General features: G+C 62.4%; 22 protein-coding genes. 8 read left to right on the top strand and 14 right to left on the bottom strand.

All coding sequences use genetic code 11. The features are described from left to right. Positions 1 to 8 precede the first annotated feature (8 nt). Genes ACODTD_RS12020 through ACODTD_RS12010 form a run of 3 tightly spaced genes read left to right on the top strand, consistent with a single transcriptional unit; the run spans position 9 to position 2,782 of the window. On the top strand, positions 9 to 884 hold the full coding sequence (locus tag ACODTD_RS12020) for a metal ABC transporter substrate-binding protein (RefSeq protein ID WP_201819733.1): 876 nt from the start codon (positions 9 to 11) through the stop codon (positions 882 to 884). After that, a complete protein-coding gene (locus tag ACODTD_RS12015; protein WP_011336655.1) occupies positions 881 to 1,441 on the top strand; it encodes a gamma carbonic anhydrase family protein in 561 nt (186 codons plus the stop codon). The genes ACODTD_RS12020 and ACODTD_RS12015 overlap by 4 nt, the downstream gene beginning before the upstream one ends. A 3-nt stretch (positions 1,442 to 1,444) precedes the next feature. Continuing rightward, entirely contained in the window at positions 1,445 to 2,782 is a 1,338-nt protein-coding gene (locus tag ACODTD_RS12010; protein ID WP_201819731.1) for a dihydroorotase, read from the top strand. 46 nt (positions 2,783 to 2,828) lie between these two features. On the opposite strand, the gene ACODTD_RS12005 is transcribed toward ACODTD_RS12010, so the two are convergent. After that, positions 2,829 to 3,347 carry a DUF3617 domain-containing protein gene (locus tag ACODTD_RS12005; protein WP_007954220.1) on the bottom strand — a complete coding sequence of 173 codons (519 nt, stop codon included), beginning with the start codon at positions 3,345 to 3,347 and terminating at the stop codon, positions 2,829 to 2,831. A 146-nt stretch (positions 3,348 to 3,493) separates the two neighbouring features. Between ACODTD_RS12005 and cls the strand changes: the two genes are divergently transcribed. Further along, entirely contained in the window at positions 3,494 to 4,933 is a 1,440-nt protein-coding gene (gene cls, locus ACODTD_RS12000; protein WP_011336657.1) for a cardiolipin synthase, read from the top strand. Positions 4,934 to 4,935: 2 nt separating this feature from the next. Here the strand turns inward: cls and cfaB are convergent, their stop codons facing one another. The 5 genes from cfaB to hflK (ACODTD_RS11975) form a co-directional block, all read right to left on the bottom strand. Next, positions 4,936 to 6,123 (bottom strand): C17 cyclopropane fatty acid synthase CfaB, encoded by a 1,188-nt coding sequence (gene cfaB, locus ACODTD_RS11995; RefSeq protein WP_011336658.1) that lies wholly within the window; start codon positions 6,121 to 6,123, stop codon positions 4,936 to 4,938. Between the two features lie 177 nt (positions 6,124 to 6,300). Beyond that, entirely contained in the window at positions 6,301 to 8,208 is a 1,908-nt protein-coding gene (locus ACODTD_RS11990) for a heavy metal translocating P-type ATPase (protein WP_011336659.1), read from the bottom strand. After that, on the bottom strand, positions 8,205 to 9,263 hold the full coding sequence (hflK, locus tag ACODTD_RS11985; protein WP_011336660.1) for a protease modulator HflK: 1,059 nt from the start codon (positions 9,261 to 9,263) through the stop codon (positions 8,205 to 8,207). The genes ACODTD_RS11990 and hflK (ACODTD_RS11985) overlap by 4 nt, the downstream gene beginning before the upstream one ends. After that, positions 9,260 to 10,306: a protease modulator HflC gene (gene hflC / locus ACODTD_RS11980; RefSeq protein WP_011336661.1), complete on the bottom strand. Its 1,047-nt coding sequence runs from the start codon at positions 10,304 to 10,306 to the stop codon at positions 9,260 to 9,262. Before hflC ends, hflK (ACODTD_RS11985) begins: the two co-directional genes overlap by 4 nt. Beyond that, on the bottom strand, positions 10,303 to 12,249 hold the full coding sequence (hflK, locus tag ACODTD_RS11975) for a protease modulator HflK (RefSeq protein WP_489104916.1): 1,947 nt from the start codon (positions 12,247 to 12,249) through the stop codon (positions 10,303 to 10,305). The genes hflC and hflK (ACODTD_RS11975) overlap by 4 nt, the downstream gene beginning before the upstream one ends. Positions 12,250 to 12,459: 210 nt before the next feature. Between hflK (ACODTD_RS11975) and lpdA the strand changes: the two genes are divergently transcribed. Beyond that, positions 12,460 to 13,860, top strand: a complete 1,401-nt coding sequence (gene lpdA / locus ACODTD_RS11970; RefSeq protein ID WP_011336663.1) for a dihydrolipoyl dehydrogenase — start codon at positions 12,460 to 12,462, stop codon at positions 13,858 to 13,860. 37 nt (positions 13,861 to 13,897) lie between these two features. Here the strand turns inward: lpdA and ACODTD_RS11965 are convergent, their stop codons facing one another. Then, a complete protein-coding gene (locus ACODTD_RS11965; protein WP_007954205.1) occupies positions 13,898 to 14,371 on the bottom strand; it encodes an Lrp/AsnC family transcriptional regulator in 474 nt (157 codons plus the stop codon). Between the two features lie 144 nt (positions 14,372 to 14,515). Here ACODTD_RS11965 and ACODTD_RS11960 point away from each other — a divergent pair, with 144 nt between their 5' ends. Continuing rightward, positions 14,516 to 15,145, top strand: a complete 630-nt coding sequence (locus tag ACODTD_RS11960) for a LysE family translocator (RefSeq protein WP_285354262.1) — start codon at positions 14,516 to 14,518, stop codon at positions 15,143 to 15,145. On the opposite strand, the gene ACODTD_RS11955 is transcribed toward ACODTD_RS11960, so the two are convergent. From ACODTD_RS11955 to ACODTD_RS11925, 7 genes are read right to left on the bottom strand one after another with little or no spacing between them, the layout of a single operon-like run. Further along, complete coding sequence (locus ACODTD_RS11955; protein WP_489104880.1) at positions 15,142 to 17,280, bottom strand: tetratricopeptide repeat protein; 2,139 nt, start codon at positions 17,278 to 17,280, stop codon at positions 15,142 to 15,144. The genes ACODTD_RS11960 and ACODTD_RS11955 overlap by 4 nt on opposite strands. Then, positions 17,267 to 18,460 carry a DUF3142 domain-containing protein gene (locus ACODTD_RS11950; protein WP_489104879.1) on the bottom strand — a complete coding sequence of 398 codons (1,194 nt, stop codon included), beginning with the start codon at positions 18,458 to 18,460 and terminating at the stop codon, positions 17,267 to 17,269. Before ACODTD_RS11950 ends, ACODTD_RS11955 begins: the two co-directional genes overlap by 14 nt. Before the next feature lie 48 nt (positions 18,461 to 18,508). Then, positions 18,509 to 19,327, bottom strand: coding sequence for a class I SAM-dependent methyltransferase (locus ACODTD_RS11945; protein WP_011336667.1), 819 nt, complete (start codon positions 19,325 to 19,327; stop codon positions 18,509 to 18,511). Further along, positions 19,321 to 20,475 (bottom strand): acyltransferase family protein, encoded by a 1,155-nt coding sequence (locus ACODTD_RS11940; RefSeq protein ID WP_285354260.1) that lies wholly within the window; start codon positions 20,473 to 20,475, stop codon positions 19,321 to 19,323. The genes ACODTD_RS11945 and ACODTD_RS11940 overlap by 7 nt, the downstream gene beginning before the upstream one ends. Then, positions 20,472 to 21,356 (bottom strand): class I SAM-dependent methyltransferase, encoded by an 885-nt coding sequence (locus ACODTD_RS11935; RefSeq protein WP_011336669.1) that lies wholly within the window; start codon positions 21,354 to 21,356, stop codon positions 20,472 to 20,474. Before ACODTD_RS11935 ends, ACODTD_RS11940 begins: the two co-directional genes overlap by 4 nt. Then, positions 21,353 to 22,657, bottom strand: coding sequence for a glycosyltransferase (locus ACODTD_RS11930; RefSeq protein ID WP_489104878.1), 1,305 nt, complete (start codon positions 22,655 to 22,657; stop codon positions 21,353 to 21,355). The genes ACODTD_RS11935 and ACODTD_RS11930 overlap by 4 nt, the downstream gene beginning before the upstream one ends. Further along, the gene (locus ACODTD_RS11925; protein WP_489104877.1) at positions 22,651 to 24,198 is read right to left on the bottom strand and encodes a glycosyltransferase; all 1,548 of its coding nucleotides are present in this window, start codon (positions 24,196 to 24,198) and stop codon (positions 22,651 to 22,653) included. The genes ACODTD_RS11930 and ACODTD_RS11925 overlap by 7 nt, the downstream gene beginning before the upstream one ends. Before the next feature lie 426 nt (positions 24,199 to 24,624). Between ACODTD_RS11925 and ACODTD_RS11920 the strand changes: the two genes are divergently transcribed. Both ACODTD_RS11920 and gmd read left to right on the top strand, forming a co-directional pair. Beyond that, a complete protein-coding gene (locus ACODTD_RS11920) occupies positions 24,625 to 25,536 on the top strand; it encodes a GDP-mannose 4,6-dehydratase (protein ID WP_011336672.1) in 912 nt (303 codons plus the stop codon). Then, a complete protein-coding gene (gmd, locus tag ACODTD_RS11915; RefSeq protein WP_011336673.1) occupies positions 25,533 to 26,504 on the top strand; it encodes a GDP-mannose 4,6-dehydratase in 972 nt (323 codons plus the stop codon). Before ACODTD_RS11920 ends, gmd begins: the two co-directional genes overlap by 4 nt. Position 26,505: the final 1 nt, after the last annotated feature.

The raw sequence follows: 26,505 nt of genomic DNA, 5'->3' as shown, positions 1-26,505 counted from the left end.
GTTTCCCGATGCGCGCTCTACTCGTGCTGTTCAGCCTGATGCTGTCGATGTCGTTATCGGCGGCGGAAAAACTGCCGGTGGTCACCAGTTTCAGTATCCTTGCCGACATGGTGCATCAGGTCGGCGGCGAGCATATCCAGATCACCAACATGGTCGGCCCTGACGCCGATGCCCACACTTACGAACCGACGCCGGATGACGCCAAGGCCCTGCTCAAGGCGAAACTGATCGTAAAGAACGGGCTGGGTTTCGAGCCCTGGCTGGATCGGCTGGTCGCCAGCACCGACACCAGAGCCCCGGTGATCAGCGCCAGTCGCGGCGTGATTCCGCGCTCGCTGGATGAGGACGGCGAAACCGTCCCCGACCCTCACGCGTGGCACAACCTGGCGAATGCCGAGCTGTACGTCGCCAACATCACCAAAGCGCTGATCGCTGCTGACCCGGCCAACAAAGCTGACTACGAGCGCAACAGCCAGGCTTACCTGAAACAGATCTACGCCCTCCTCGCCCAAGCGAAAGCCAAGCTCGGTTCACTGCCGCCGGGCAACCGCAAGATCGTTACCAGCCACGACGCCTTCGGTTATCTCGGTCAGGCCTACGGCATCGACTTCATGGCGCCACAAGGTCTGTCCACCGAACGCGAACCCTCCGCTGCCGAAGTCGCCGCGCTGATCACCCAGATTCGCCAGGCCAAGGTCAAAGCGGTGTTCATGGAAAACATCAAGGACGCGCGCCTGCTGAAACAGATTGCCGACGAAAGCGGCGCACACATCGGCGGCACGCTGTACTCCGACGCCCTCGCCGCCAGCGGCCCGGCCAGCACCTTCACCGGGCTGTTCGAATACAACCTCAACACCCTTTACCAAGCCCTGAGCCAACCATGATCCGTAAAAATCCTTCCGGTGATTTGCCACAGATTGCCGAGTCTGCCTACGTCGATAAAACCGCGATCATCTGCGGCAAAGTGGTGATCGGCGAAAACGTGTTCGTCGGCCCGTACGCGGTGATCCGCGCTGATGAAGTGGACGCCACGGGCGAGATGGAACCGATCACCATCGGCGCCAATTCGAACATCCAGGACGGCGTGGTGATCCACTCCAAATCCGGCGCGGCGGTGACCATCGGCGAATTCAGCTCGATCGCCCACCGCTCGATCGTGCATGGCCCGTGCACGGTCGGCGACCGGGTGTTCATCGGTTTCAACAGCGTTCTGTTCAACTGCGTGGTCGGCAACGGTTGCGTAGTGCGCCACAACTCGGTGGTCGACGGTCGGGATCTGCCGGACGCGTTCTACGTGCCCTCCACCACCCGCATCGGCCCGGGCACCGACCTCTCACAATTCCCGCCAGTGAGCGTCAGCGCTTCGGAGTTTTCCGAAGACGTGGCGCGCACCAACGTCGACCTGGTGCGCGGCTACAAAGCCCTGCAGAACGAGTTCTGAATCATGAGCAGTGTGCTGATTCGCAATGCGCGGCTGGTGAACGAGGGGCGTGAGTTCGACGCCGATCTGTTGGTCAGCAACGGGCGCATCGTCAAGATCGCCGGCAGCATCGAAGGTGAAAACGCGACCCGGGAAATCGACGCCAACGGCCAATGGCTGCTGCCGGGAATGATTGACGACCAGGTGCATTTCCGTGAGCCGGGTGCGCCGGCCAAGGGCAGTATCCACACCGAATCCCGTGCAGCCGTGGCCGGGGGCATCACCAGTTTCATGGACATGCCGAACACCAACCCTGCCACCCTGACCCTTGACGCGCTGGCCGACAAAAAGCGCCGGGCAGCGATCAGCTCGGTGGCCAACTACGGTTTTCACTTTGGCGTCAGTCACGACAATCTGGACACGGTCGCAGCACTCAACCCGAGCGAAGTGGCCGGGGTCAAAGTGTTCATGGGCGCGTCCACCGGCAACATGCTGGTGGACGACCCGCACACCCTCGAGCGCCTGTTCGCTGAAGTGCCGACGATTCTGCTGGCCCACTGTGAACACACACCGAGCATCGAGGCGAATGCCACAAACCTGCGCGAACGCTTCGGCAACCAACTGCCGCCCGATGCCCACGCGCAGATCCGCAATGCCGACAGCTGCTTTCGTTCATCGTCTCTGGCGGTGGATCTGGCCCGACGTCACGGCACTCGCCTGCACGTCCTGCACCTGACCACGGCCCGCGAGCTGGCCCTGTTCGAAGATAAACCGCTGACGCAAAAACGCATCACCGCCGAAGTCTGCCTGCACCATTTACTGTTCGATGACCGTGACTATCCGAACCTCGGCAACCTGATCAAATGCAACCCGGCGATCAAATCCCAGAGCGATCGTGACGCTCTGCGCCAGGCACTGCTGAGCAATCGACTGGACGTGATCGGCAGCGATCACGCACCGCATACCTGGGCAGAAAAACAGCAAGCGTATGAGCAGGCACCGTCCGGGCTGCCACTGGTGCAGCACGCTCTGCCGGCGTTGTTGGAACTGGTGGCGGATGGCGTGCTGCCGATCACCACGCTGGTGGCCAAGATCAGTCACCGGGTTGCGGATCTGTTTGCCATTCCGGATCGAGGCTATTTGCGTGAGGGGTATTGGGCGGATCTGGTGTTGATTCAACCGGAGCCAAAAGGTGTCGCGGTTTCACGCCAGCTGGTTCTGTCGCAATGCGGCTGGACGCCGTTCGCTCAGCGCAGCTTTCGGCATAGGGTCAGCACGACGATAGTGTCGGGGCAGATTGCATGGCATGACCAACGGATCCATGACAATTGCCAGGGATTGCCGCTGCGGTTCATGCGCTGAAAAAAAACCGCCTCCACTCGATGTGGAGGCGGTTTCGACAGTGACGTTACGCTCGCGGTTTGACTGTGCCGCAATCCTGACCCAACCAGACTGCCCGGGTTTCCAGACTGCCCTTCTGGTTGATCCCGATGGCATTGAAAGTACCGTTGGCGACGGTGGTGAACTCACGGTCACTGAGGAACGTCGCGACGCCGGTGCCCTGGGCTTTCGGGCAACTGAAGCGGAATTTCCACTGGTTGCCGACACGCTCGGTGATCTGCTGTTTGCAGCCCGACTGCGGATCCGCCAGCGGAATATCGTTGGTCGCCACCTGCTGCGGCGTCAGGCAGGCGCGGATGCCCTTGCCGCCGATGTTGATCCCCTGCTTCTCCAGTTCAGCCCGCTGCTGCGGGGTGATCTGGCCTTGAATCTGACCGAGGATCGATTGCACATCCATCACCTGATCGTCGACCTTCACATTGCTCGACGTCATTTCCCACAATCCCGGCTGCAGCATTTGCGCCTGAGCAACCACCGGCAAGGCCAAACCCAGGCCCAGCGCTAAACCCAGCAGACGAACGTTCATTGAAAAACTCCTGATCAGTAGTGGCCGTTAGACGCCGGCCGTCTGTTTCGGTTCATGACCGGCGCTGGCAGCTTGAAAACAAATAGCGACAATCGCCATGGAACATGGTCTGTTAAGCATTGAATCTTCAGGAGCAAGGTTGCCCCATGGATTATTTCGGACCGCACATTTTCGGTTATCTGATCGCCCTGATACACACCCTCGGCTCGATCGCCGCGATCCATGCCGTATTGACCGTCCGCACCGCCCAAGGCTCGATCGCCTGGGCGCTGTCGCTGATCTTCATTCCCTACCTCACCCTGATTCCTTATCTGGTGTTCGGCCGCAGCACCTTCGATGGCTACATCAAGGCCCGCCGCCAGGCCAACGAACAGATGCGCCAGGCGATTTCCGAACTCAACTGGCGGCCGTGGGTGGAAGAAGCCCTGACCGCCCGCGCCTCGAATGCTTACGACTCATTGCGAGCGATGCCGAAGCTGGGACGCATGCCGTGCCTGGCCAACAATGAAGTGCGATTGCTGATCAACGGTGCCGCCACCTTCGAGGCGATTTTCCACGCAATCGACCAGGCGCGGGAAGCGGTGCTGATCCAGTTTTTCATCATTCACGACGATCGTCTTGGTCAGCGCCTACGCGACCTGCTGCTGAAAAAAGCGGCCGAAGGCGTGGTGATTCATTTGCTCTACGACCGCATCGGCAGCCACGCCCTGCCCCACAGCTACGTGCAAGCGCTGCGCGATGGCGGTGTCGAGGTCAAGGCGTTCGCCACCCGCAGCGGCTGGCTCAATCGTTTCCAGGTGAATTTCCGCAACCACCGCAAGATCGTGGTGGTCGACGGGCTGATCGGGTTTGTCGGCGGGCACAACGTAGGCGACGAATACATGGGTGAAAAGCCACCGCTGGCACCGTGGCGCGACACTCACGTTCAGGTGCGCGGCCCGGTGGTGGCGTGCATGCAGGAGTCATTTGCCGAAGACTGGTTCTGGGCCGCGCGGTCATTGCCGCCGCTGATCCTGCCGGACGCGTACCCAGAGGACGGCGTGCTTTGCCAATTGCTCGCCAGCGGCCCGGCGGATGCTTACGAAACCTGCTCGCTGTTCTTCGTTGAGGCCATCCACGCCGCCACCGAACGCGTGTGGATCACCAGCCCCTACTTCATTCCTGACGAAGCCGTGTTCGCGGCGTTGCGCCTCGCAGTTTTGCGCGGGGTCGACGTGCGCCTGTTGCTGCCTTCGCGTCCCGACCACCGCATCGTCTACGCAGCCTCCAGCCTGTACGCCTTCGAAGCGGTACGCGCCGGCGTGCGGGTATTCCGCTATGAACCGGGTTTTCTGCATCAGAAGGTGGTGTTGATCGACAGTGAAATCAGCGCCATCGGCAGCGCCAATCTGGACAATCGTTCGTTCCGGCTTAATTTCGAGGTGATGCTGCTGACCGTCGACAGCGAATTCGCCGCCAGCGTGGAACAGATGCTCAACGACGACTTCGCCCAGGCCTACGAGGTCGCCAAAGAAGAAAGCCGGGAGATCCACCGCCTGCAACAGGTCGGCATGCGGATCGCCCGGCTGATTTCACCGATTCTATAGGTTCAAGGGTTGTAGATGTCGTCCCGGGTCCATGGCAGTTCATGGCTGCCGTCGGCATGGGCCTTCACGGCGAGGATCTGGTGCAGATTGATCCAGCCGCGAGCGAACGCATAAGCGCAGCCCGCCAGGTACAGACGCCAGATGCGCAGCGCCTGATCCGGCACCAGTTTCGCAGCGGCTTCGAGGTTGTCCTCCAGCCGTTCGCTCCAGTGGTCCAGGGTACGCGCGTAATGCAGGCGCAGACTCTCGACGTCGACGATCTCCAGACCCGCTTCGCTGATCTCAGCCGAGATCATCGCCAAATGCGGCAACTCGCCGTTGGGGAACACGTACTTCTCGATGAAATCCCCGGCACCGCGTCCCACCGGGCGGCCATCGGTGTGCTTGGCGGTGATGCCATGGTTCATCACCAGACCGCCCTCTTTCACCGCGCCGAACAGGGTTTTGCAGTATTCGGCGAGGTTGGCGTGTCCGACATGTTCGAACATGCCGACGCTGACCACTTTGTCGAAACGCCCGTCCTGGGGCAGATCGCGGTAGTCGAGCAGTTGCAGTTCGATCTGATCTTCCAGCCCCTCGGCTTTGACCCGCTCGCGGGCCAGGGCCAGTTGCTCTTTGCTCAGGGTGATACCGAAGACCTTGGCGCCAAACTCTCGGGCGGCGTACCGCGCCAGCCCGCCCCAACCGCAACCAACGTCCAGCAGATAGTCGCCGGGCTGCAGGCGCAGCTTGCGGCACAGGTGCCGGAACTTGGCTTGCTGGGCTTGCTCCAGGGATTCGCTGCCGGTTTCGAAATACGCGCAGGAATACGCCATGTCGCTGTCCAGCCACAGCTGGTAGAACGCGTTGGACAGGTCGTAATGGTAGGAAATGGCTTTGGCGTCGGTTTCCTTGTCGTGGAGCGTGCGCACCGGCTGACTGTCATCGTCTTCATCGAGTAGCGCGGAGCTCAGCTCATCGCACACCCGGATGACTTCGCTGATCGAGCCCTCCAGCTCGAGCTTGCCCTCGACGAACGCCGCCCCCAGCGCGTCGAGACTTGGATGAGTCAACTGGGACACCATCAACGGGTCCTTGACCACGATGGTGACACTGGGCGTCGGGCCCAGATTGAATTCATGGCCGTCCCAGAGTCGCAGGCGAAGCGGAAGCTGCAGATTCTGTAAGGCCGGTGGAAGTTGCGCGAGCATGGAATATCCCCCTGGTTTCAGACGTCTGATCTGAGGGTAGACCATCCTTGAAAATTAGCAGGCTATCGATTTGATAGTCGCCGACTATCAGCCGCAGTGGCTTTAATGGCGCTGTCATCCCTGGTTCAGTGCGCCTTCTCAAATGACTGCGAGAGCGGCGCACAGTTCGAAAATTGATCAGTCCGACACTTTCAGCTTCAGCAGTGGTTCCTGAAAACGCAGCAGGCGTCCGGCATTGCCCAGCACCAACAGCGTGCTCAGGTTGTGCAGCAATGCGGCGATCATCGCCCCCGCCGCACCGAGCCAGCCGAAAGCAGCGAACACCACGATGGCCAGCGTCCAGCCCAGACCGATGATTACGTTAACTTGTAAAGTCCGTCGGCACTGACGACTCAGGCGCACGCAGGTGCCGAGCCGACGCAGGTCACTGCCAATCAGCACAATGTCGGCGGACGCCAGCGCGATGTCTGCGCCGCCCGCGCCCATCGCCACTCCGACCACGCCCGCCTTGAGCGCCAGCGAATCGTTGATCCCGTCGCCGACCACCATCGGCCGGAAGCCGTTGTCGATTTCCTTGAGCACTCGGTTGAGTTTGTCTTCGGGCAACGCCTGGGCTTCGACTTCGTGCAGGCCTACATCCTTGGCCAGTGTCTGCGCGACGCTTTGCCGGTCGCCGGTCAACAGCAGTTGTCGTCCCAATCCGAGGTCACGCAGTTCACTCAGGGCAAATCGAGCTTCCGGTTTGACGGTGTCGGCCAGCAACAGCCAGGCAAGGAATTCGCCGTTCAGCGCCAACCCGGCAATCGGGCCATCGTGTTCGGGGATCGCCGTGGTCGGGATGCCCAACTGTGCAAACAGCTCCGGGCGCCCGAGCGCTGCTTCACCTTGCGCGGTCTTGGCCACTACGCCCAACCCCTGCCGCTCATGAATATCGGTCAGCACCAGCACCTCTTCCGCGCTGACCAGTCCGGCCAGCGCGCGGCTGACCGGATGGCTGCTCGCCGCACCCAGGCTTGCAGCCAGCGCCATCACCGACCCATGATCCGCTCGCGGGCTGTTGATCGACTGCAAGCGCAGCGTGCCGTACGTCAGGGTTCCGGTCTTGTCGACGACCAGCGAAGTGAGATCCGCCAATTCCTCAAGGAATGCCGAACTGCGGATCAGGATCCCGTGCCGCGCCGCCACTGCCACCCCGGCAATCGCCGTGGCCGGCGCCGACAACACCAGCGCGCATGGGCATGCCGCCACCAGCACCGCGAGCATCGCCTGTGCATCGTTGGTGATAAACCAGGTCACCGCCGCGAGCAACAACACCAGCACCATGTAACTGCCGGCATAGCGTTCGAGCAAACGCGTAATCGGCGGTTTGGAGCGTTCAGCGTTCTGCATCAGCGCGATGACTTTGCCGAGGGTCGATTCATCCCCGGTACGGGTCACTTCGATTCGCAACAGCCCGTCGAGGTTGATCGCACCGCCGAACACCGCCATGCCGACACCCGCCTCCACCGGCACCGATTCACCGGTGATCGACGCCGTGTCGAGGCTGGCCTGGCCGGATAAAACCCGACCGTCCGCCGGCACCCGATCCCCGGCGCGCACTTCCACTTTGTCTCCAGCTTTGAGCGTGCCGTTGTCGACCTCGATGATCGAGCCGTCCGCCTGCACCTTGCGCGCATGGCTGCGCGTCAGTTGGCCGAGGGCATGAATCGCTTCCTGGGAGCCGATCACACTGCGCTCTTCCAGCACGTGGCCGAAGATCATGATGATCGGCAACAGCGCTGCGGTGAGCAGATCGCCCGTGGCCCAGGCCCCTATCATCGCCAGGGCGATCAACTGATCGGTGATGCCGTGCAGGCTCGGATAACGCAGGCTGAACCAGGCCGAACGCATTACCGGCACCGCGACTAATAAAGAAGCGAATCCGAGCAACAACTGACTGACGCCCGACTGTTCCGGCATCAACCAGCGCCAGATCAACCCCAGACCAAGCAAGCCGAGGGCGAGCATCGCCAGGGTCAACTGGCGGGCGGCGCGGCGTTGTTCGGCCGAGGACAACAGGCTCGGAGCTGAGGTAGTGGCAGTCATTTACTGGCTCCCTGAATGATCAGGCGGGAATCGTCTTTCGGATCGACCGTGGTGACCGAACCGGCCTGCCCGAGAATCTTCGGCATCCGCTCACGGTACAGACGCAGCAGCATTTGCGGGTCCGTACCCTGCTGTTGCGCCTTGGCCAGGCTCAACACCGTCGCCGTGTCGGCGGAGGCCTTGGCCAGGCGCTCACCGGCCTGGGCGTGGGCGACTTGCAGGGTGCGGTCGGCCTGTTCGTTGGCGGACTGGGTAAGTTTCTCGGCCTCGGTGCGGGCATTGGCAACCGCCTTGTCGGCTTGCTGGCTGGCAGTGAGGACGGCGTTGAACGCACTCACCGCCGGTTCCGGCAGACTCGATTGCACATCGACCCGCGCCACTTCGATGCCGATGCCCTGCCCGCTCGCCTTCAACTCGGCGAGACGTCGGTTGATGCCTTGCACCAGATCACCGCGCAACCGTTCGCGGCGTTCGGCCGCCTGATTGTCAGCGCCGATCAACTCCGGCCGCGCCACCAGAATGGTGTCCAGATCCCGCGCCGCCGTCAGTGCGACTGCGCTGCGCGTTACCACTCGATCCAGCGCCGGCAGCACATGTTCGCCTTGCAGTACGAAGTCATAGGGATCGGTGACCTTGTAGAACACCCGCACATCCAGCTGCACGACACCGGCATCACCGGTGAGCAGATAACCGGAGCCGGCCAGCGCATCGCTCAGCGGCGTAGCGAAGGTTGCAACGCGATCTGCCTGCACGGCCTGATCACTGCGCAGCAGATTTTCCACCCGCCGCTCGATGACCCGATCAGCCGCCGGCAACAAAACCACCTGTTCGAACGGCTGCGGCCAGGCCAACAACAAGCCGGCATTCTGAATGCGATCCAGCGCTCCGAAATGCAAAACCACCGCGCGGTTTTGCGGATCGATCTGCCGGACATTGGAAAATGCCCAAGCTAATGCCGCCAGAACGGTTACCGCGTAAAGGGCAAAGAATGCCAGACGCCCCGCTTGAATCCACGGACTGTTCAGCGAATGTGTTCCACGTGGAACTTCATTCATGGCTGCAATCCGCTCTTGCTGTCGAGATTCGGCGGACCGTCGACCAACACCCGGAATGGCGCGGCGTCGGTGCGCAGGATCAGTTTGGTGTCTGGCGAAACGATAGTGCCGAGGGTGTCCAGCGAGCGCAGCAAGTTGTACAGCTGCGGCGAACCGCCGTAAGCACGCCCATAAATCTGCGCCGCTTCCACTCGCGATTGGGCTTCGATATCGGCGGCTTTCACCGTGGCATCGGCTTGCACGATGCGCGCATCGCGTTCGGCGGCGGAGCGGATTTGCGCTGCTTCACGTTTGCCAATGGCGGTGCGTTCGGTGGCGATGGTTTCACGCTCGGCGCGCATCCGGTCGACCGTTGCGGTCAGGGTCACCGATGGCAAGGTCAGCCGTTCGATGCCCACCTGCACCACGCGCACGCCGTAAGTCGCGAGCAGTTGCTGATCGATTTGCTGACGCAACTGCGCTTCAAAATCGGCGATTCGAACCTGACTGGCATCGGTATTGACCAGATTGGCCAGATCAAAACTGCTGGCCGTGGTTTCCAGTGCCGAGCCGACAAACGTGCGAATCTGCCGCGCCGCTTCGTCCGGCTGGTTCTGCACCGCGCGCATGAAGCGCTGCACGTTGTCGGGATCGCCCTGCACCTGCCAGGCCACGTACGCCTGCACGATGATGCGCAGACCGTCGCGGGTGCCGACATCCTGCAAGCCGCTGGAGGTCGTGCGCAAACGCAGGTCCACCGGAATCGCTGCTTCGAACGGCGCCGGCCAACGCCAGCTCAGCCCCGGTTCCAGCAACACGCGGGACGGGTTGCCGAACCGGGTGATGACCGTGGCTTCACCGGAGCGCACTTGCACCAGGCTCGCCGCCGCGATGGCGAACGCCACCAGCAATCCCGCCCAGCCCATGCGTTTCCACGGAAAAGGCCCCGCGTCTTCCGGCGCACCGTGGTGATGGTGATGATGCCCGTGATGGTGATGACCGCTGCCATGAGCATGATCGTGGCCGCTGTGGTCATGGTGATCGTGAGTGTGCGACTGGCTCAATGGCTGGCTCCTGGCTGAGCGGTGGTGCGCGCCGGATCTGCCGGCAGCGTGAACGTACGCAGGTCGATGGTCGGTGCGTTACTGCTGCCGCCCAGACGATGGTCGAGTACCAAAAGTTTGGCTTTGCTCAAACCCTGGCTGAGTTGGCTGAGGTATTGCTCCAGCAGGAAGGCCTGGCCTGCGCTGGCGTAAGCCTTTTGTTCAGCGCTGAATTTCAGATCCGCCGCCCGGGCCGTGGCGTTGATTTCATGGGCGTTGGCACTGGCCTGATCCCGAGCGAGGCTGGCCTGCAACTGCGCCTGATTACTCGCTTCGGCAGCGGCACCGCGCTCGCGGGAGATCAACGCCTGAGCACCGATCTGAGCCGCCTGCACGCTGTGATAGGCATTGGCCGCCCCGGCCGGCGGGTGAATCGCTTCGACCACCGTGGCGAGAATTTCCACACCGCTGTCGAGCTTCTGCAGGTCGCTTTGCACGGCGCGGCCGATTTCTTCGGCGAGCCCGGTCCTGTCCTCGCCGAGCAATCCGTCGAGGGTACGCGAGGCAAAGTCATGCACCAGAATCCGGCTGGCGGTGCTGCGGATCAGCGTGGGCACATCGGCGCTGTTGTAAGTGGCGGCCAGCGCGGCTTGATCGCTCAGGCCGATGCGGTAGACGAAGCGCACATCCATGTTGACGATCTGAAAGCTCTGCTGATCGCCCCGGCTGCTGGCGATCACCTGTGACTTGTCATTGACGTGGCTGGCGTCCCACAAACGGTTGGCGGTGAGTGGCGCCGGGCCTTCTGCCGGGTCCAACTGCACGGGCGCCGGGTTCTCGCCGACGCTGGTCGCCAGTTCATGCACCACGCCGTTTTCAACACTCAGCACCCGCCCCAGCGGCCAGGGCAAACCGGCGTGCAGCCCCGGCCCGAACACCTGCACCGGTTTGCCGAAACGCTCGTAAATGCCACGGCTTTGCATCGGAATTTCGTGAAGGCCGGTGAGCAACCAGCCTACCGCTGCCACCAGTACCAACACCGGCAAGAACGCGCGACGCATGTAACTGAAGGCCCAGATCTGACGCAGATCGATGCCGAAGCGGTTATGCAACTCATGCTGCAACGCGAGCAACGGTTGTGGCGGCCAGCGCAGCAGATCGGCGACGAAACTGCGCGCCAGCAGCACCGGTTCGAGTTGTTCACGGCGCGGGCTGAACAACGACAGCAGCGCACGCAGCAGCAATTCCAGGGCAACCAGCCCCGGCAAAATGCCAATCAACACTGCCAGCCGCACCGGCCAGATTGCACTGTCACTGACGAACAACAAACACAACGCGCCCAGCACCAGACTGATGATTGCCACTCGAGTCAGCTGCGCCAGCGCTCCGGCCTCGGGCCATTGCGCCGGATTTTCCTGGGCCAGCTGTCGCTCCAGCACCAGCAGACCGAACGCCAAGAGCAACGCGATGGCCGCGCCGACCGTGGCGGACACCCCCACACCCGCCGCCGGCAGCGTCAGATTCCACGTCTGTTCGACGCTCAGCAGCACCAGCAACGACCACCCGCCCAGCCACAACGTGGCTGCGCCGATCTGCCCGAGCAGTTGCAGACTGCGCTGGCTCATCCGATCCAACAGTCGCTCGTACCAGCCTTCTGGCGCAGGTTCTTCAGCAGCCGTCATCGGCACGACGGGATTGATCACCCGCGCCCGCCATTGCGTCACCCACCACGCCGATTGCAGGCTAGCCACCAGCAACAGCAACGCCGCGCTCTGATTGACCAGCAGCGCGGGCCACAGCGATTGCGGCGCAAACAGTCCGACAAAAAACGCCAGCACCCACCCTGCCCCGGCCAACGCACCCAGACCGATCGCCAGGCGACGCAAACGCCGGCCCTGCGTCGCCGCTTGCTGAAAGCGCGGCAACCCGGTGACCGGCGTGCCTTCATCCAGATCGACTTGCATATCCCCCCAAAACACTTGGCTCACTGCACATATCGTTACGATATAACGAAAGTCGTGAAATATTTGTACTCATTTGCATCATTCAAAGATGCGCAACCTGTCGCTTGCCTGAAGCCTTGACCGAAATGTCGGGAAACGCTCATATTACGTTCGTAATTTTTAGCACGAACTACTTTTACTGATCCGCATCCTTCAGCCAGGAGCAAGAGCATGAGCAACTATGACGTGGTGATTCTGGGCGGTGGCCCCGGCGGTTATAACGCAGCGATCCGCGCCGGCCAGTTGGGCCTCAAGGCCGCGTGCGTCGAGGGCCGCGCCACGCTGGGTGGCACCTGCCTGAACGTCGGCTGCATGCCGTCCAAGGCGCTTTTGCATGCGTCAGAGCTCTACGAAGCGGCGCTGGGCGCGGAGTTCGCCAACCTCGGCATCGAAGTCAAACCCACGCTCAACCTTGCGCAAATGATGAAGCAGAAAGACGAAAGCGTGAGCGGCCTGACCAAAGGCATTGAATTCCTGTTCCGCAAAAACAAGGTCGACTGGATCAAGGGCTGGGGCCACATCGACGGCCCCGGAAAAGTCAGCGTGACCGGTGATCAGGGCAGCCGCATCGAACTGACGGCCAAGGACATCGTCATCGCCACCGGCTCCGAACCCACTCCCCTGCCCGGCGTGGAGATCGACAACAAGCGCATCCTCGACTCGACCGGTGCGCTGTCCTTGAGCGAAGTGCCCAAGCATCTGGTGGTGATTGGTGCAGGCGTGATCGGCCTCGAACTCGGTTCGGTCTGGCGCCGGCTCGGCGCGCAGGTGACGGTTGTGGAATACCTCGACCGCATCTGCCCCGGCGTCGACGGCGAAGCCGGCAAAACTCTGCAACGCTCGCTGAGCAAACAGGGCATCAGCTTCAAGCTGAGCTCGAAAGTGACCAGTGCCACTTCATCGGCCAACGGCGTACAACTCAGCGTGGAGCCCGCCGCTGGCGGCAGCGCGGAAATCCTTGAAGCCGATTACGTGCTGGTGGCCATCGGTCGTCGTCCGTACACCCAGGGCCTGGGCCTGGAAAACGTCGGCCTGAGCACCGACAAACGCGGCATGCTCGCCAATAAACAGCATCGCACTGAAGCGCCTGGCGTGTGGGTGATCGGTGACGTGACCTCCGGGCCGATGCTCGCGCACAAGGCCGAAGACGAAGCCATGGCCTGCATCGAACAGATCGTCGGCAAGGCCGGCGAGGTCAATTACGACCTGATTCCCAACGTGATCTACACCCGCCCCGAGCTGGCCAGCGTCGGCAAGACCGAAGAGCAGCTGAAGGCGGAAGGCCGGGCGTACAAGGTCGGCAAATTCCCGTTCACCGCCAACAGCCGGGCGAAGATCAATCACGAGACCGAAGGCTTCGCCAAAGTCATCGCCGATGAGCGCACCGACGAAGTCCTCGGCGTGCACCTGGTCGGCCCGAGCGTCAGCGAAATGATCGGCGAGTTCTGCGTGGCCATGGAGTTCAGCGCCTCGGCCGAGGACATCGCGCTGACCTGTCACCCGCATCCAACCCGCTCCGAAGCGTTGCGTCAGGCAGCGATGAATGTCGAGGGGATGGCGACGCAGATGTAAGCACTGTGCGAATACTTCCCGCGCAATGCGGGAAGTATCAGGACGGCAGATGCCCCAGCGGCAACGCGCCGGGTGTCTTCACCGTGTGGATCGCAAAATTGCTGCGGATATCGCTCACTCCCGGCAGCTTCAACAGGCAACCGGTGAGAAAGCGGTCATAGGCGCGCAGATCCGGCACCACCACTTGCAGCAGAAAGTCCGATTCCCCGGACACCAGAAACGCCGAAATCACCTCCGGTAACGCCGTGACCGCCCGATGAAACGCCTCGGCCTGTTCGTCGTTGTGCCGCTCGACCTTGACCCCGACAAACACCGTCAGCCCCAACCCCACTTCATCACGATCCAGGTTGGCCTGATAACCGCGAATCACCCCGGCCTCCTCCAGCATTCGCACCCGGCGCAGGCACGGCGATGCCGACAGACCGATTTCGTCGGCCAACTGCACGTTGCTCAGGCGCCCGTCCCGTTGCAGCGCGGCGAGAATCTTGCGGTCGAAGGCATCGAGTTTCATGGTTGGCAGATCCTGATGGTTTACGCGGTGAAAGAGCGCAGATTATGCCAATTCAGAGGCCTTTAGAAGCTGACTACGCAACCACCTGCCCTGCCTTTCGGCCCTAGACTGAGGCGACCGAATCGACAACGAAAGGGGTGCGACATGGCAAGTCTCTGGCTGTTTTTCCTGGCGCTGGCAGTGGTCTTTCTGTTGCCCGGCCCGGACATGATCCTGCTGTTGCAGACCGGTGCCCGTCAGGGACGCGGCGCAGCGCTGGCCACGGCGGTGGGTCTTGCGATTGCCCGAGGTTGCCACGTCGCGTTAGCAGCATTGGGGCTGGCGGCGCTGTTCAAGGCGGCGCCGTGGACGTTCGATGCCGTGCGGATTGCCGGCGCGGCGTACTTGCTGTGGATCGGCATTCAATGCCTGCGCACCACGTTGCTGCCGGATCTGAACGCCGGCACCCTCACGGACAGTCATGCGCAGTGGTACGCCGCCATCCGTCGCGGCCTGTTGACCAACCTGCTCAACCCGAAAGCGTTGCTGTTCTGCTCGGTGTTGCTGCCGCAGTTCATCGTGGCAAATGGCGCACCGGTGCTGACGCAATTCGCCGTGCTTGGCGCGATGCTGGTGGGCGCCGGTCTGTTGTTCGACAGCGCCTACGCCCTGACCGGCGCTGCGCTGGGCCGCTGGCTGAAACACAGCCCGACGGCCCAACGGGTGCAACAGTGGCTGTTCGGCAGCCTGTTGATCGGCTTCGCCGTGCGCCTGACCTTCGTCCAGCAGGCTTAGGCTTTGCGGGCCTTGCGCTGGCGGCGGGTGATCAGCAACAACGCCACAGCGGTGAGGGCTACGATCGCTCCGATCTGAACCGGCCACTTGTACGGCCGCAGTGTCGAACGCACCGAGTCGGTCACCTGAGTGACGTAGCGCTTGTCGGCACTTTCGAAGTCCGGATAAGGACACTGATGGCCGAAATCTACGGCCCACGGCACGTACGGCCCTTCGTCGACATAGCGTTTGTACAAGGCGCTCTGCTCTTCCAGGCTGCTGTTCCAGCCCGCCGCCGAGCACAACACAGCGGCGAACGCCTGGCTGGTGTGCGGCAGATTGTCTGCCGCACGGCTGGCCAGCGCCGTGGCGACAAACCGATAGTGATAACGCTCATCCGGCTGCGCTTCACTGGTCTTCTGACGTTGCACTTCGGCTTCGCTGACCAGCGGGCCGACTTTCAGCTCGGTCTTTTCCAGGCTGTAGTTGCCGCCGAAGGTCGCGTAATCCGGGGCCATTTCGTAGCCCAGGATGTCCATGCCCCACTCACGGGCCGTCCACGCGGCATTGAACAGCGCGCTGGCACGCTTGGTCGGCCACCAAGCCGAGTCGGCCTTGAGGCGTTGCTGGCCATAGAGCCGGGCCTTGTTCTGCAGATCAGCATTGTCGAAATAACCGACCGCTTCTTCGTAATGCCCCTCACGCAACAGGCGCCGACCCAGCAGATTGCGCAGGCTGGCGGCCACTGGCAGTGGCACGTAATTGTCGCGATCCTGCTGGCTCAGCGCGGGCGGTGCCGGGACGTTGGTATCGACATAGTTTTTCAGCTCATCGACCGTCAGCACTCGCTCGGCCACGGTCGCGGCGTCGAACCAGTAAATATGCTGGCTGCGATACAACTGGTCGAAAGCCTGCAGGTACTCGCCACGTTGCAGCGCAAGAATTGCGCTTTCACCTTCGACCCGGCATTTGGGCTGCACGGTTTCGAGATTCCAGTCGGCGGTGCGCCGCTCGCCCCAGGATTCGTCCTGCGGGAACGCTTGCGCGGCCTTCGCGTAGGCCGCAGCCGCTGCGTTCCTGTCGCCATCGCGCACCGCCAGTTTTGCCCGCAGCCACCACGCCAGACCGCTGTCGCCAGCGTGTTCAAGGAACGCCTTGGCGCTGGCGTAATCGCCTTGCTGATAATTCATCGCCGCCAGGCGATCAGCGTTGTCGAGGCTGCCTCGGGTACTCGCTTGCAGCGCTTTGACCAGCTTCTTCTCGTTCGGCGGTTCATCGCCGAACGACCAGCCAATGCGGCTAATCAGCGAGGCGGTCACCAGTTGCTGCACCGCTTCGCGGCGCAGCAATTTCGCCAGCCGATCTTCGGGCTCCTCGGCCAGTTCGTTCATCAACTGCTTCAGCGAGGTGTAACCGACGTTCGAGCCGTGCAGGTTTTGCGCGGCATACAGCTTGATGGCGTTGTTCCAGTCACCCGCCATGCGCAGCGCCCGCGCCTCTTCGCCGAGGCTGGCCACGCCCAGCTCCAGCGGATCGCTGAAGCCGTCGATGCTCAGTTGCCGCGCCTGGCGGAACGCGTCGATAGCGTTTTCCCAGGCTTCGAGCGCGTCGCCCGCTTCGCTGCTCATGGCAAAGTACGCTCGGCCCAGAGAATAGGCAGCCCAGGTGCTGCGCAACGCCCGCTGATCGGCCGGCAGCGCCAGCAACTGACGGAAATACTCGACCGCCAGTTGATGGTCACCGGCGCCGAACGCCACCGCGCCCGCCACATACAGACGCAGTTCCGCCGGCAGGCTCGCGCCCTGCACGTCAACCTGATGCGCATCGGTCAGGCTGCGCAGTTGCTTGACCAGCGCTTGCTGTTCAGGGGTCAGGCCGATCTGCTCGGCCTTGTCGCGCACCTCGGCGGGTTCTGGCGCCTCGGCGTAGATGTCATCCGGATTGTGGGTGGCGGCGGTAACGTTCTTCAGCCCGGCAATGGTTTTGCCGAGGCGACTGATCTCGAACCTGAAGTTGCCCTCCGGCAGTTCCGCCAGCGATTGTCCGCGATCGTCGAGCAGACGCATCGGGAAATCCGGACCGCAGGCCAGCGCCGACCCCAGCGGCAGGCTGAGGCTCAGGCAAAGCAGATGGCGGGGCCAGTTACGGGTCAACATGCGAACCTCCTTGATCAATATTTGCGCAGCGTGCCCAACCGATCGCACGCTGCCCGCCCGCCGGCAGGCGGCCGTCGCGCAGGCGGGTGAAGGTAAGCAGATCCGCCGTCTGTTGCAACGCATAACCGGCGAGCGCGTCAGCCCCTTCGCAGCCCCGGGCCTTGAGGGTGATGCGGGCGGGCCAGGCGCTGTCGAGGTTACCGACATTACGCAGGGCGATGTCTTGCAGGCCATTCTGATTGGTGAACGTCAGGCCGAGCTGGCTGCTCAATGCATCGCCTCGGGCGACCGCACGCAGCGTGCTCAGGCTCCAGGCTCTGCGGTCGTTGGCCAACGGCAGGCGAAACCAGATCAGACCGGCCAGATGCGCCGGGCGATCCTCGCGAAGTTCAATGGCCAGCCGGCCCAGTTGTTGCGGATCGGCGAGCAATTCGCGCCGCTGGCCACCGCGCTCGAGCGGCACTTCGCTTTCCACCACCGGGGCGCCATCGGCCTCCGGCAACAACGCCACGCCATAAGCCGGCAGCGCCAGATAAAACGGTTTGTCGGTCACCCGCCCCCAGGCCTTGGCCCAGCGCCGCGCCTGCTCGGGATCGAACAGACCGCGACGCGGATCGCTGACGGCATGCACCTGCAACACGCTGCTGTCGACGGTCGCCAGCAGCGCCGGCAACTGCGGACTGTCGAGCCAGGCGGGCAACGCAGTGATGCTCAAAGGCAAGCTGGCCGGCAATGCGCCGCGCAAGTGAGCGAGGAATTCGGCATAGTCCGACAGTCGGGCACTGCCGGCGTCATGATCGATCTCGACCCCGGCCAGCGTGAGCCCCTGCCCTTGCCAGTCAGCAAGCACTTGAAGGACTTGCGCCGTAACCGCTTGCGGGTCGAGCGCCTTGAGCTGGCCGTCGAGGCGAATCACCGCGATCAACGGCCGGGCATCGTGTTTCAGCAGCGCGGTATCGATTCGTGCCCGGCTCCATCCGGCATTCGGGAACGCCTGCAACGCCAAGACCCGCAACGTCGAAAAGTCGCTGCGACTGTCGTTCAGCGCAGGTTCATGGGCCGGCGTCCATTGCCGTTGCCAGACGTAAAGCTGCTGGTCGAGCGGCACTGCGTCCTGTCGTTCACAAGCACACAGCAACAACATAGCGACCAGGGCTGCCCACCCGATGATAAAGCGCATACCTTGCAGATCCCTGAGACATCAGGCTGCAAGGTTACACAAAAGCGTTCAGGGCTTGCGGGCAATGATGACCTGACTTTTCGCCACCACCGCATCCAGCGCCTGCTTGATCTGCGCACCGCGCGGCGAGTCGAGCACCGCTTGCCAGGTATCGGCCCAATGATTGAGCAGCGGATGATCCGGGTTGCTGAATTCGACCTTGGCCTCCCAGAACAGCATCATCCACATCGACCAGTAAAAGCCGTACTGACTGTGGCTGATGATCTCGAGTCCCGCCTCACTGACCATCGCCTTGAACTGCTCTTCGCTGATGATGCGAATGTGGTTGGGCTTCTGGAAATACTCCGGCGCGGCGATGTCCTTTTGCAGGTCTTCGGAGCTGGGGTGCGGCACGCTCAGCAAATACAGCGCGCCGGACTGGCCGACACGCACCAGTTCGGCCAGGAACTGCGCCGGGTCGTCGACGTGCTCGATGACTTCAGTGGACACCACGCGAGTGGCGGTGCCATCGGCGATCGGCAGCGGATTGCAGTCGGTGACATGGCATTCGACCCCACGCGCCGGCGTATCGCTCAGGCGCTGGCGGGTCGCTTCGACCTTGGCGCCATCGATATCGGCAATGATGATCTTCGCCCCGCGCATGCCGCAGAAATGCACGTTGCCACCGTCGCCGCAGCCAACGTCGAGCAAGGTGTCATCGGCGGTTACCGGGAAGCCTTTGAACAGCTCACCGGTTTGCTGGTTGAACCAGCCGCTGAGCATCGCGTCGTGCAGGCCGAGCATATAAGGGTCGACCTTGTCGGCGACCGGTGCGACAGCTTGTGCGGGGGCCGGAGCCGCCGTGAGTTTTTTCAAAAGGCTCAGCATGAGGTGGCTCCAGAGGACGAGACGACGGTTCGCGAGGTGCCGAGGCGTTTCACCAGCGTGGCGCCTCGATTGCGCATGGGCATTTCGATCAAGCGGTAATTGAGTTCGCTGAGCAGCACGATCAGGCCACCGGCAATCAGTAGCGTCACGATCGGATGCCCCGCCGGGCTCGGAAGATCGGCGCTCTGCAAACGAAAGGTCAGTTCCCGCACCAGTTGATAGGCCGGGATGTGGATCAGGTAAATGCCGTAGGAGCGGCTGCCGATCCAGGCCATCAGTCGTTGCAGGCCACCGGCCGGCAGCAGGTAATTGCGGTCGTACGAAGCGATCCACACCAGCACGGCGCTGAGCACGGCGATAGACCCGATGCGGTAACCGGCAAAGGTGAAACGGTCGGTGGCCATGAAGCTCAGCAGCGCTGCGAGGCCGATCAGCGCCAACACTCCGGCCCATGGCCGACGCAGGAATACCGGCTCCCAACGGCAGTAACCCGGCTGCACGCTCCACATCGCCAACAGCACGCCCAACGCCAGCGCATCCGTGCGAATCACCATCAGCAGCGGCGTACGCACCGTGAACAACTGCACCGCCACCAGTGCCAGCAATGCCCACACCAGATGCTTGCGGCACAGCAGGATCAATAGCGGGAACAACAGGTAGAACTGCTCTTCCAGCGCCAGACTCCAGTAGACGAAACTGCTGCCGTACTCGTAATGAAAGAACGCATCGGCAAAGCGGAAGTTGGCGTACTGCAGCACCCCGGCCAGAGTGGCCTGGACGTTGGCGGACCACGTGCCGAACGCCCCTGATCGATTGAGAAACACGCACGCCAGCAGCATCAGCGCCAGCCACAGCCAGGCCGAGGGCAACAGACGAAACGCCCGACGCAGCCAGAAATTGCGCGTCTGCTCCCAGTATTCCCGGCGGTTGCTGCAACCGCGCAGCGCCGGGATCAGGCTGCGGGCGATGACAAACCCCGAGATCGCAAAAAACAGGTCAACGCCCCACCATGGCTGCGCCCAGGCATGGATCCTTTCAAGCAGCGGCACCGGGTCGGTGAACAGGCTGCCTTGCAAGTGATGAAACAGCACGCCGAGTACCGCAATAGCCCGCAGCACTTCGATGTCCATGATCCGCTTGCCGCTCATGACACTCGTCCTGCATCGAGCGGTTTGCGGGCGATGATTACCTGACTCTTGGGCATGAACCGGTCCAGCATCTGTTTGATCGCCAAGCCATCGGGCTGCGCCAGCAAGTCCTGCCAGGTTCTGGCCCAACTCTCCATCAACGGTGGATACGGCGCCTGGATCCGGTCGCGCACGGCGCCACCGAGGTCACGGCCGGCAGCGCGTTCGCTGGCCCAGAAAAAAATCATGCCCATGACCCAGAAAAACCCCGTGGCCTGACGATGCTCGATCACCAGACCGGCCTCCTCCACCAGTGCCGCGAAGCGTTCCGGGGTAAAGATCTGCACATGATTGGGTGACTGGTAATAACCCGCCGGGGCAATGCCCTGCTGCAAATGCTCGCCGACCGGCGCCGGCACACTGAGCAGGTACAGCGCACCGGGCCGGCCCATGCGTACCAGCTCGGCCATGAACGGCTCGGGCTGGTCGATGTGTTCCAGCACTTCCATGCACACAACCTTGCTCGCACAGCCGTCGCTCAGCGGCAATGGCAGGCTGTTGCTGACCAGACCGAGGCTGGCGTTGCGGCTCTGCGCCTCGACTTGCCGGGCGAGATCGCGGACTTTGTCGTGCTCGCTGTCGGTGAAGATCACCGAGGCCCCCTGGCGCACGGCGAACAATGTCGCCACGCCCTCACCGCACCCCACGTCGAGCAGGGTGTCGTCCGCGTCAATGGCAAAGCCCTTGAGCAACTCGCCACTGTCGCCGTGAAACCACCCGTCGAGCATGGCATCGTGCAGGCCGACGTCCCGCGGCGACACGCTGACGGACACAGGATCCGGCAGAGAGTCCGGCACCGATGGCGCAACCGGACGCAAACGCCTCAGCCATGCGCGGATCATGCGCCCGTGACTTCCGTTGCAGCGATAGCGCGGAGTTCGTGCACTTGAGCGAGAAAATCGCGCAAACGCTGCTCGGCCACCGCCTGACTGCAGAACGCCTGGAGACTGGCAACGGCTTGCGCCGACATTTGCGCATAACGCCCGGGATCGTTCTTCGCCACCTCATAGCTGTCGCGATAGGCCACGCAGACCGATGCCCAGTTGGTCATGTAGCGCAACGTGCGGAATGCCCTGCGCGGGTCGTGCGGCCAGGCCGTGAGTTCATCGGTGGACTCGACCAGGAAGGCGTTGTCGGTGCTCAGGTAATCGATCATCGCCGTGGTACGCGGCGCCACGGCCGGTTTGCCGCAGGACATGAATTCCATCAGCGGCAGGCACTGGCCCTCGCCGTAGGAAGTGTTGACCACGTAACGGGTGGCCTGTACCAGACGCTCGTAGTCGGCGTCCGCGAGGTAGCCGTAAATCAGCACGATGCGGCAGCGGTAGGTCTGGTTTTTATACAGGTGATGAAGAATGTCGCTGAGCGCTTCTTCGGCATCGTGATGCGTGAGCTTGAGTACCAGCGTCGCGTCTTCGACGTCGCGGAACGTCACGCAGAAGGCGCTGAGCATGTCTTCCCAGTTCTTGCGGCCGTCACCTGGATTGAACACCGACGTGTAGACGACACCGTCCAGCAACAACTCCTGCTCACGCACCGGCGCCTGGAAATCGATGCCCTGGCCACGGCGCAAATGTTTCGGGCCAAACGCGTCGAGATCGAGCTGACGACTGTCAGCGATCAGCCCCTTGATCGTCAGGCGCACGGGCCCAGTCGAGGACTGGCCCTGTAGCTGCGCGCCCCGGGCCGCGAAGCGATCCCACACCGGCGCCGGCACCGCGACAATCGGGTAATCGGCGCCCATGGCCTCGCGCACGGCGTTGACCGTGTAGGTGGAATGGGTGATCGCCGCGCCGCAGGCCCGCAGCACCATGCGCCAGTCATTGCGCGGCTCGTTGTCGAAGGGTTCGTTGGGGATGGTGCTGAATTCCCAGGCGAACACCGGCAACGTCGGGCATGCCAGGTGGATCGGCGTGCGGTGCGGCGGCGAGAACGACAGGAACACGCACGGCTCGCCACGGGACAGGCACTCCAGGTACAGCGCATCGACTTCGCGCGCCGGATCGACGACTTCCACCACACGCCCAAGGCGTTCCAGCACCGGCCGGTATTCCTTGAGCACGAAGTAATAGCTGTACTCCGAACGACCGAGGTTCTGCGCGATGGTGTGCTGGTTGGTTTCCGAGTGAATGATGATCAGCATGAGGCATTGTCCGTCACGGGGGCGGCATCGACGGTCAGTGGCGCGAGGCCGAAAAAGTCCGCCATGCGCTGCTGCACTGGGGCAAACGCGCAGTAGTCGTGCATGCGCTCGACAGCAGCGGCAGACATCCGCGCGTACTCCTGCGGCTGCGCCTTGGCCATCCGGTAGCTGTTCTCATAGGCGCTTTTGAGCGAAGCCCAGTCCGGCCGATAGCGCAAAGTGCGGTAGATGATGCGGGTGTCCTGGGGCCAGATCGTCAGCTCTTCGCTGGACCGGACGACGAAGGCCACGGTGTCGTCGATGTAGTCTTCCATGGCCGTGTGATCCGGGGCGATCACCGGTTTGCCGCTGGACATGAACTCCATCAACGGCAGGCACAGGCCCTCGCAGCGTGAAGCGTTGACGTAAAAACTGGCGGCCTGGTAAAGCCGCGCGTATTGCGCATCGTCCAGGTAACCGTGCATCACCAGCACCCGGCAGGCGAACGGTGTCAGTTGTGCGAGCAGGGTCATCAGTTCGCTGTAGTAGGACGCCAGATCGTTCTGGGTAATCTTCAGCACCAGCGTCGCGTCAGGCGTTTCGCGAAAGGCCCAGCAGAAAGCGGTAACCAGATGATGCCAGTTCTTGCGGCCGTCCCTGGGGTTGAACACGGTCACGTAGATCACGCCTTCTACCATGGCCTCGACCACCGAGGACGTGTCCGGCAGATCCAGCGGTGGTGGCTCGACCACAACTACCGCATGCGGAGCGGCGATGGCCGGGAAGCGCTTTTCAAGCCAGGCGTGTGCGCTGTCCGGCAGCAGATCCTGCACACCTTCCCAGTACCAGTGGTGCAGGAATTTCACCCGTTCTTCACCCGCGCCCAGCATCCACAGACGCAGATAGTGGCGGGCAATCACCAGGCGTCGTTTGACCGTCAGCGGTGGCGGGCGCAGTGCCTCAATTTCAGCCAATTGTTCGGCGGTCAGCGGTTTGGGCAGCAAATCGTCGGCAGACAGTCCCAGCGTGCGGCTGTCGAAAATGCAGCCCTTGATCGCCAGGGTCGCGCCGGGATTGATCGGCGCACTGACGTGCTGCTCACGAATGGCGGAGAAGTTTTCCCACAAGGGCGTCGGCAGCACGAGTACCGGAAAGTCCTCGCCCATGGCGCGGCGAATCGCGCGGGCGGTGTGGCTCGACAGCGTAATGACCCGTCCCTGTCGGGCGAGCATCTGCGTCCAGTCGTGGCGCGGATCATCGTCCCACGACTCGTCGGGGATCGAATCGAACTCCCATGCGATCACGCAGATCGTCGGGCACTCAAGATCGGTCGGGGTATTTTGTGGCGGCGTGAAGGACAGGAAAACGCTGCTTTCACCGGCGGCGAGCAGTTGCCGATAGAGTGGATCAACCTCGGCGCTGGTAGACACCACATGCACCCGCCCCAGGCTTTCCAGCACCGGGCGATAGGCCTTGAGCACGAAGTAGTAGCTATATTCGGGACGCCCCAGACTCTGGCTGATGGAGCGGTCGTTGACGTCCGAGTAGAGAATGAAATTCATGGCATCCCACGGTGCAACCGCCATCCCGGCAGCTTCACGCTATGACGGCCGGGCGTCGGATCGAACCGGCATCAGCGCGGTTCGTCCTGCATCATCGGGCACGTCTCTGTTCTTGTTTTAATGGTCGGTTTTACCCTGTCGCACGATCCTTGCGAGAAGCCGCCGGGGATCGCGACGAGGGGCATTCTAAACACATCCGTCGCGCATTCGGGAACCGCCCGGCGAGAAAAAACCGACTACTCTGACGAGAACTGACCGGTCACGATTTGCCCTGTTGAAATTGCTGCGCAATTGGCACAGATTGGCAACCAAACAACTACAACAACGACTTCACCTACGGTTCTGCCGAATTATTCCTACGATCCGACAGCACATTCCCTTTAAGCCTGTGGGAAAGGTGAACGTTAAAGACCAAGGGGTCGCTGTTTGAAAAAAAGTCTGTTCATCACGGGTCTCAGTGGATTCGTGGGACAACACATCCAGTCACGCCTGCAGGGGGAAGACGCGTCGTGGGAGCTGCTGTCTGCCGCCTCACCCTACGACCTGACAAACCCGGACAGCCTCATCGACCTTTGGCCGCAACTGCCCGATGCGGTCATTCATCTCGCCGGCCAGACCTTTGTCCCTGAAGCGTTCCGCGATCCGGCACGTACCTTCGACATCAACCTGCTCGGCACCCTGAACCTGTTGCAGGCCCTCAAGGCGCGCGGCTTCAAGGGCACGTTCCTGTATGTCAGCTCGGGCGATGTCTACGGCCAGGTCGAAGAACCCGCGCTGCCGATCACCGAACAACAACCACCCTGCCCGCGCAATCCTTACGCCGTGAGCAAACTGTCGGCGGAATTTCTCAGCCTGCAATGGGGGTTGAGCGAAGGCTGGCCGGTGCTGGTGGCGCGTCCGTTCAATCACATCGGCACCGGGCAGAAGGACAGCTTCGTCATCGCCAGCGCCGCACGGCAGATCAACCGCATCAAGCAGGGGCTGCAAGCGCCGCAACTGGAAGTCGGCGATATCGATGTCACCCGCGATTTCCTCGACGTCGGCGACGTGGTCTCGGCCTATTTTGCGCTGCTGGAAAAAGGTACGCCGGGACAGGTCTACAACATTTGCTCAGGTCATGAGCAAAGCATCCGCAGCCTCATCGAACAGATGGGCGACCTGGCCCAGGTCAAGCTGCAACTGGTTCAGGATCCGGCACGCATGCGCCGCGCGGATCAGCGTCGCGTCTGCGGCAGCCACCAACGGCTGGCCCGGACCACAGGATGGACGCCGCAAATCACTACACAACAATCCCTGCGGGCGATCCTGTCCGACTGGGAGAAGCGAGTACAACAATGACAAAAAGTGCATTGATCACCGGGATCACCGGCCAGGACGGCGCGTATCTGGCCAAGCTGTTGCTCGACAAGGGTTACAAGGTTCACGGCCTCGTGGCACGGCGCAGCAGCGACTCGCGCTGGCGTCTGCGCGAGATGGGCGTTGAAGCCGACATCGTTTACCTGGACGGCGACATGGCCGACGCCTGCTCGGTGCAGCGCGCGGTGATCAAGTCGGCGCCGGACGAGGTGTATAACCTGGCGGCCCAGAGCTTCGTTGCCGCCTCCTGGGACCAACCGGTAACCACCGGCATCGTCGATGGCCTGGGCGTGACTCACCTGCTCGAAGCGATCCGTCAGTTCAGCCCGCACACGCGTTTCTATCAGGCGTCCACCAGCGAAATGTTCGGTCTGATCCAGGCCGAGCAACAGGATGAGAACACCCCGTTCTACCCGCGCAGCCCGTACGGCGTGGCCAAACTCTATGGCCACTGGATCACCGTCAACTACCGTGAAAGCTTCAACCTGCACGCCAGCAGCGGCATTTTGTTCAATCATGAATCACCCCTGCGCGGCATCGAATTCGTGACCCGCAAGGTCACCGATGCCGCCGCCCGGATCAAACAGGGCAAACAGCAGGAGCTGGCCCTGGGCAACATCGATGCCAAGCGCGACTGGGGCTTCGCCGGTGACTACGTCGAGGCCATGTGGCTGATGCTGCAACAGGACAAGCCCGACGATTTCGTGGTCGCCACCGGCGTCACCACCACCGTGCGCGAGATGTGTCGCATCGCCTTCGATCACGTCGGCCTCAACTATCGGGATTACGTGAAGATCGACCCGGCGTTTTTCCGCCCGGCCGAAGTCGAAGTGCTGCTCGGCAATCCGGCCAAGGCCCAGCGCGTGCTGGGCTGGAAACCGAAAACCGACCTCGACACCCTGATCCGCATGATGATGGATGCGGACATGAAACGCGTCGCCAAGGAGTAGG

Source organism: Pseudomonas sp. FG35 (assembly GCF_057809295.1).
This window is presented reverse-complemented; position numbering and strand designations above follow the sequence as displayed.

Coding starts and splice junctions, on each gene's coding strand:
- cls (WP_011336657.1), top strand. CDS start 3,494: ATGGATTATTTCGGACCGCACATTTTCGGTTATCTGATCGCCCTGATA.
- gmd (WP_011336673.1), top strand. CDS start 25,533: ATGACAAAAAGTGCATTGATCACCGGGATCACCGGCCAGGACGGCGCG.
- ACODTD_RS11925 (WP_489104877.1), bottom strand. CDS start 24,198: ATGAATTTCATTCTCTACTCGGACGTCAACGACCGCTCCATCAGCCAG.
- ACODTD_RS11960 (WP_285354262.1), top strand. CDS start 14,516: ATGGCAAGTCTCTGGCTGTTTTTCCTGGCGCTGGCAGTGGTCTTTCTG.
- ACODTD_RS12015 (WP_011336655.1), top strand. CDS start 881: ATGATCCGTAAAAATCCTTCCGGTGATTTGCCACAGATTGCCGAGTCT.
- ACODTD_RS11940 (WP_285354260.1), bottom strand. CDS start 20,475: ATGAGCGGCAAGCGGATCATGGACATCGAAGTGCTGCGGGCTATTGCG.
- cfaB (WP_011336658.1), bottom strand. CDS start 6,123: ATGCTCGCGCAACTTCCACCGGCCTTACAGAATCTGCAGCTTCCGCTT.
- ACODTD_RS11990 (WP_011336659.1), bottom strand. CDS start 8,208: ATGACTGCCACTACCTCAGCTCCGAGCCTGTTGTCCTCGGCCGAACAA.
- ACODTD_RS11945 (WP_011336667.1), bottom strand. CDS start 19,327: ATGCTGAGCCTTTTGAAAAAACTCACGGCGGCTCCGGCCCCCGCACAA.
- ACODTD_RS11965 (WP_007954205.1), bottom strand. CDS start 14,371: ATGAAACTCGATGCCTTCGACCGCAAGATTCTCGCCGCGCTGCAACGG.
- ACODTD_RS11955 (WP_489104880.1), bottom strand. CDS start 17,280: ATGTTGACCCGTAACTGGCCCCGCCATCTGCTTTGCCTGAGCCTCAGC.
- ACODTD_RS12005 (WP_007954220.1), bottom strand. CDS start 3,347: ATGAACGTTCGTCTGCTGGGTTTAGCGCTGGGCCTGGGTTTGGCCTTG.
- ACODTD_RS12020 (WP_201819733.1), top strand. CDS start 9: ATGCGCGCTCTACTCGTGCTGTTCAGCCTGATGCTGTCGATGTCGTTA.
- hflK (WP_489104916.1), bottom strand. CDS start 12,249: ATGCAAGTCGATCTGGATGAAGGCACGCCGGTCACCGGGTTGCCGCGC.
- ACODTD_RS11930 (WP_489104878.1), bottom strand. CDS start 22,657: ATGCTGATCATCATTCACTCGGAAACCAACCAGCACACCATCGCGCAG.
- lpdA (WP_011336663.1), top strand. CDS start 12,460: ATGAGCAACTATGACGTGGTGATTCTGGGCGGTGGCCCCGGCGGTTAT.
- hflK (WP_011336660.1), bottom strand. CDS start 9,263: ATGAATGAAGTTCCACGTGGAACACATTCGCTGAACAGTCCGTGGATT.
- ACODTD_RS12010 (WP_201819731.1), top strand. CDS start 1,445: ATGAGCAGTGTGCTGATTCGCAATGCGCGGCTGGTGAACGAGGGGCGT.
- ACODTD_RS11935 (WP_011336669.1), bottom strand. CDS start 21,356: ATGATCCGCGCATGGCTGAGGCGTTTGCGTCCGGTTGCGCCATCGGTG.
- ACODTD_RS11950 (WP_489104879.1), bottom strand. CDS start 18,460: ATGCGCTTTATCATCGGGTGGGCAGCCCTGGTCGCTATGTTGTTGCTG.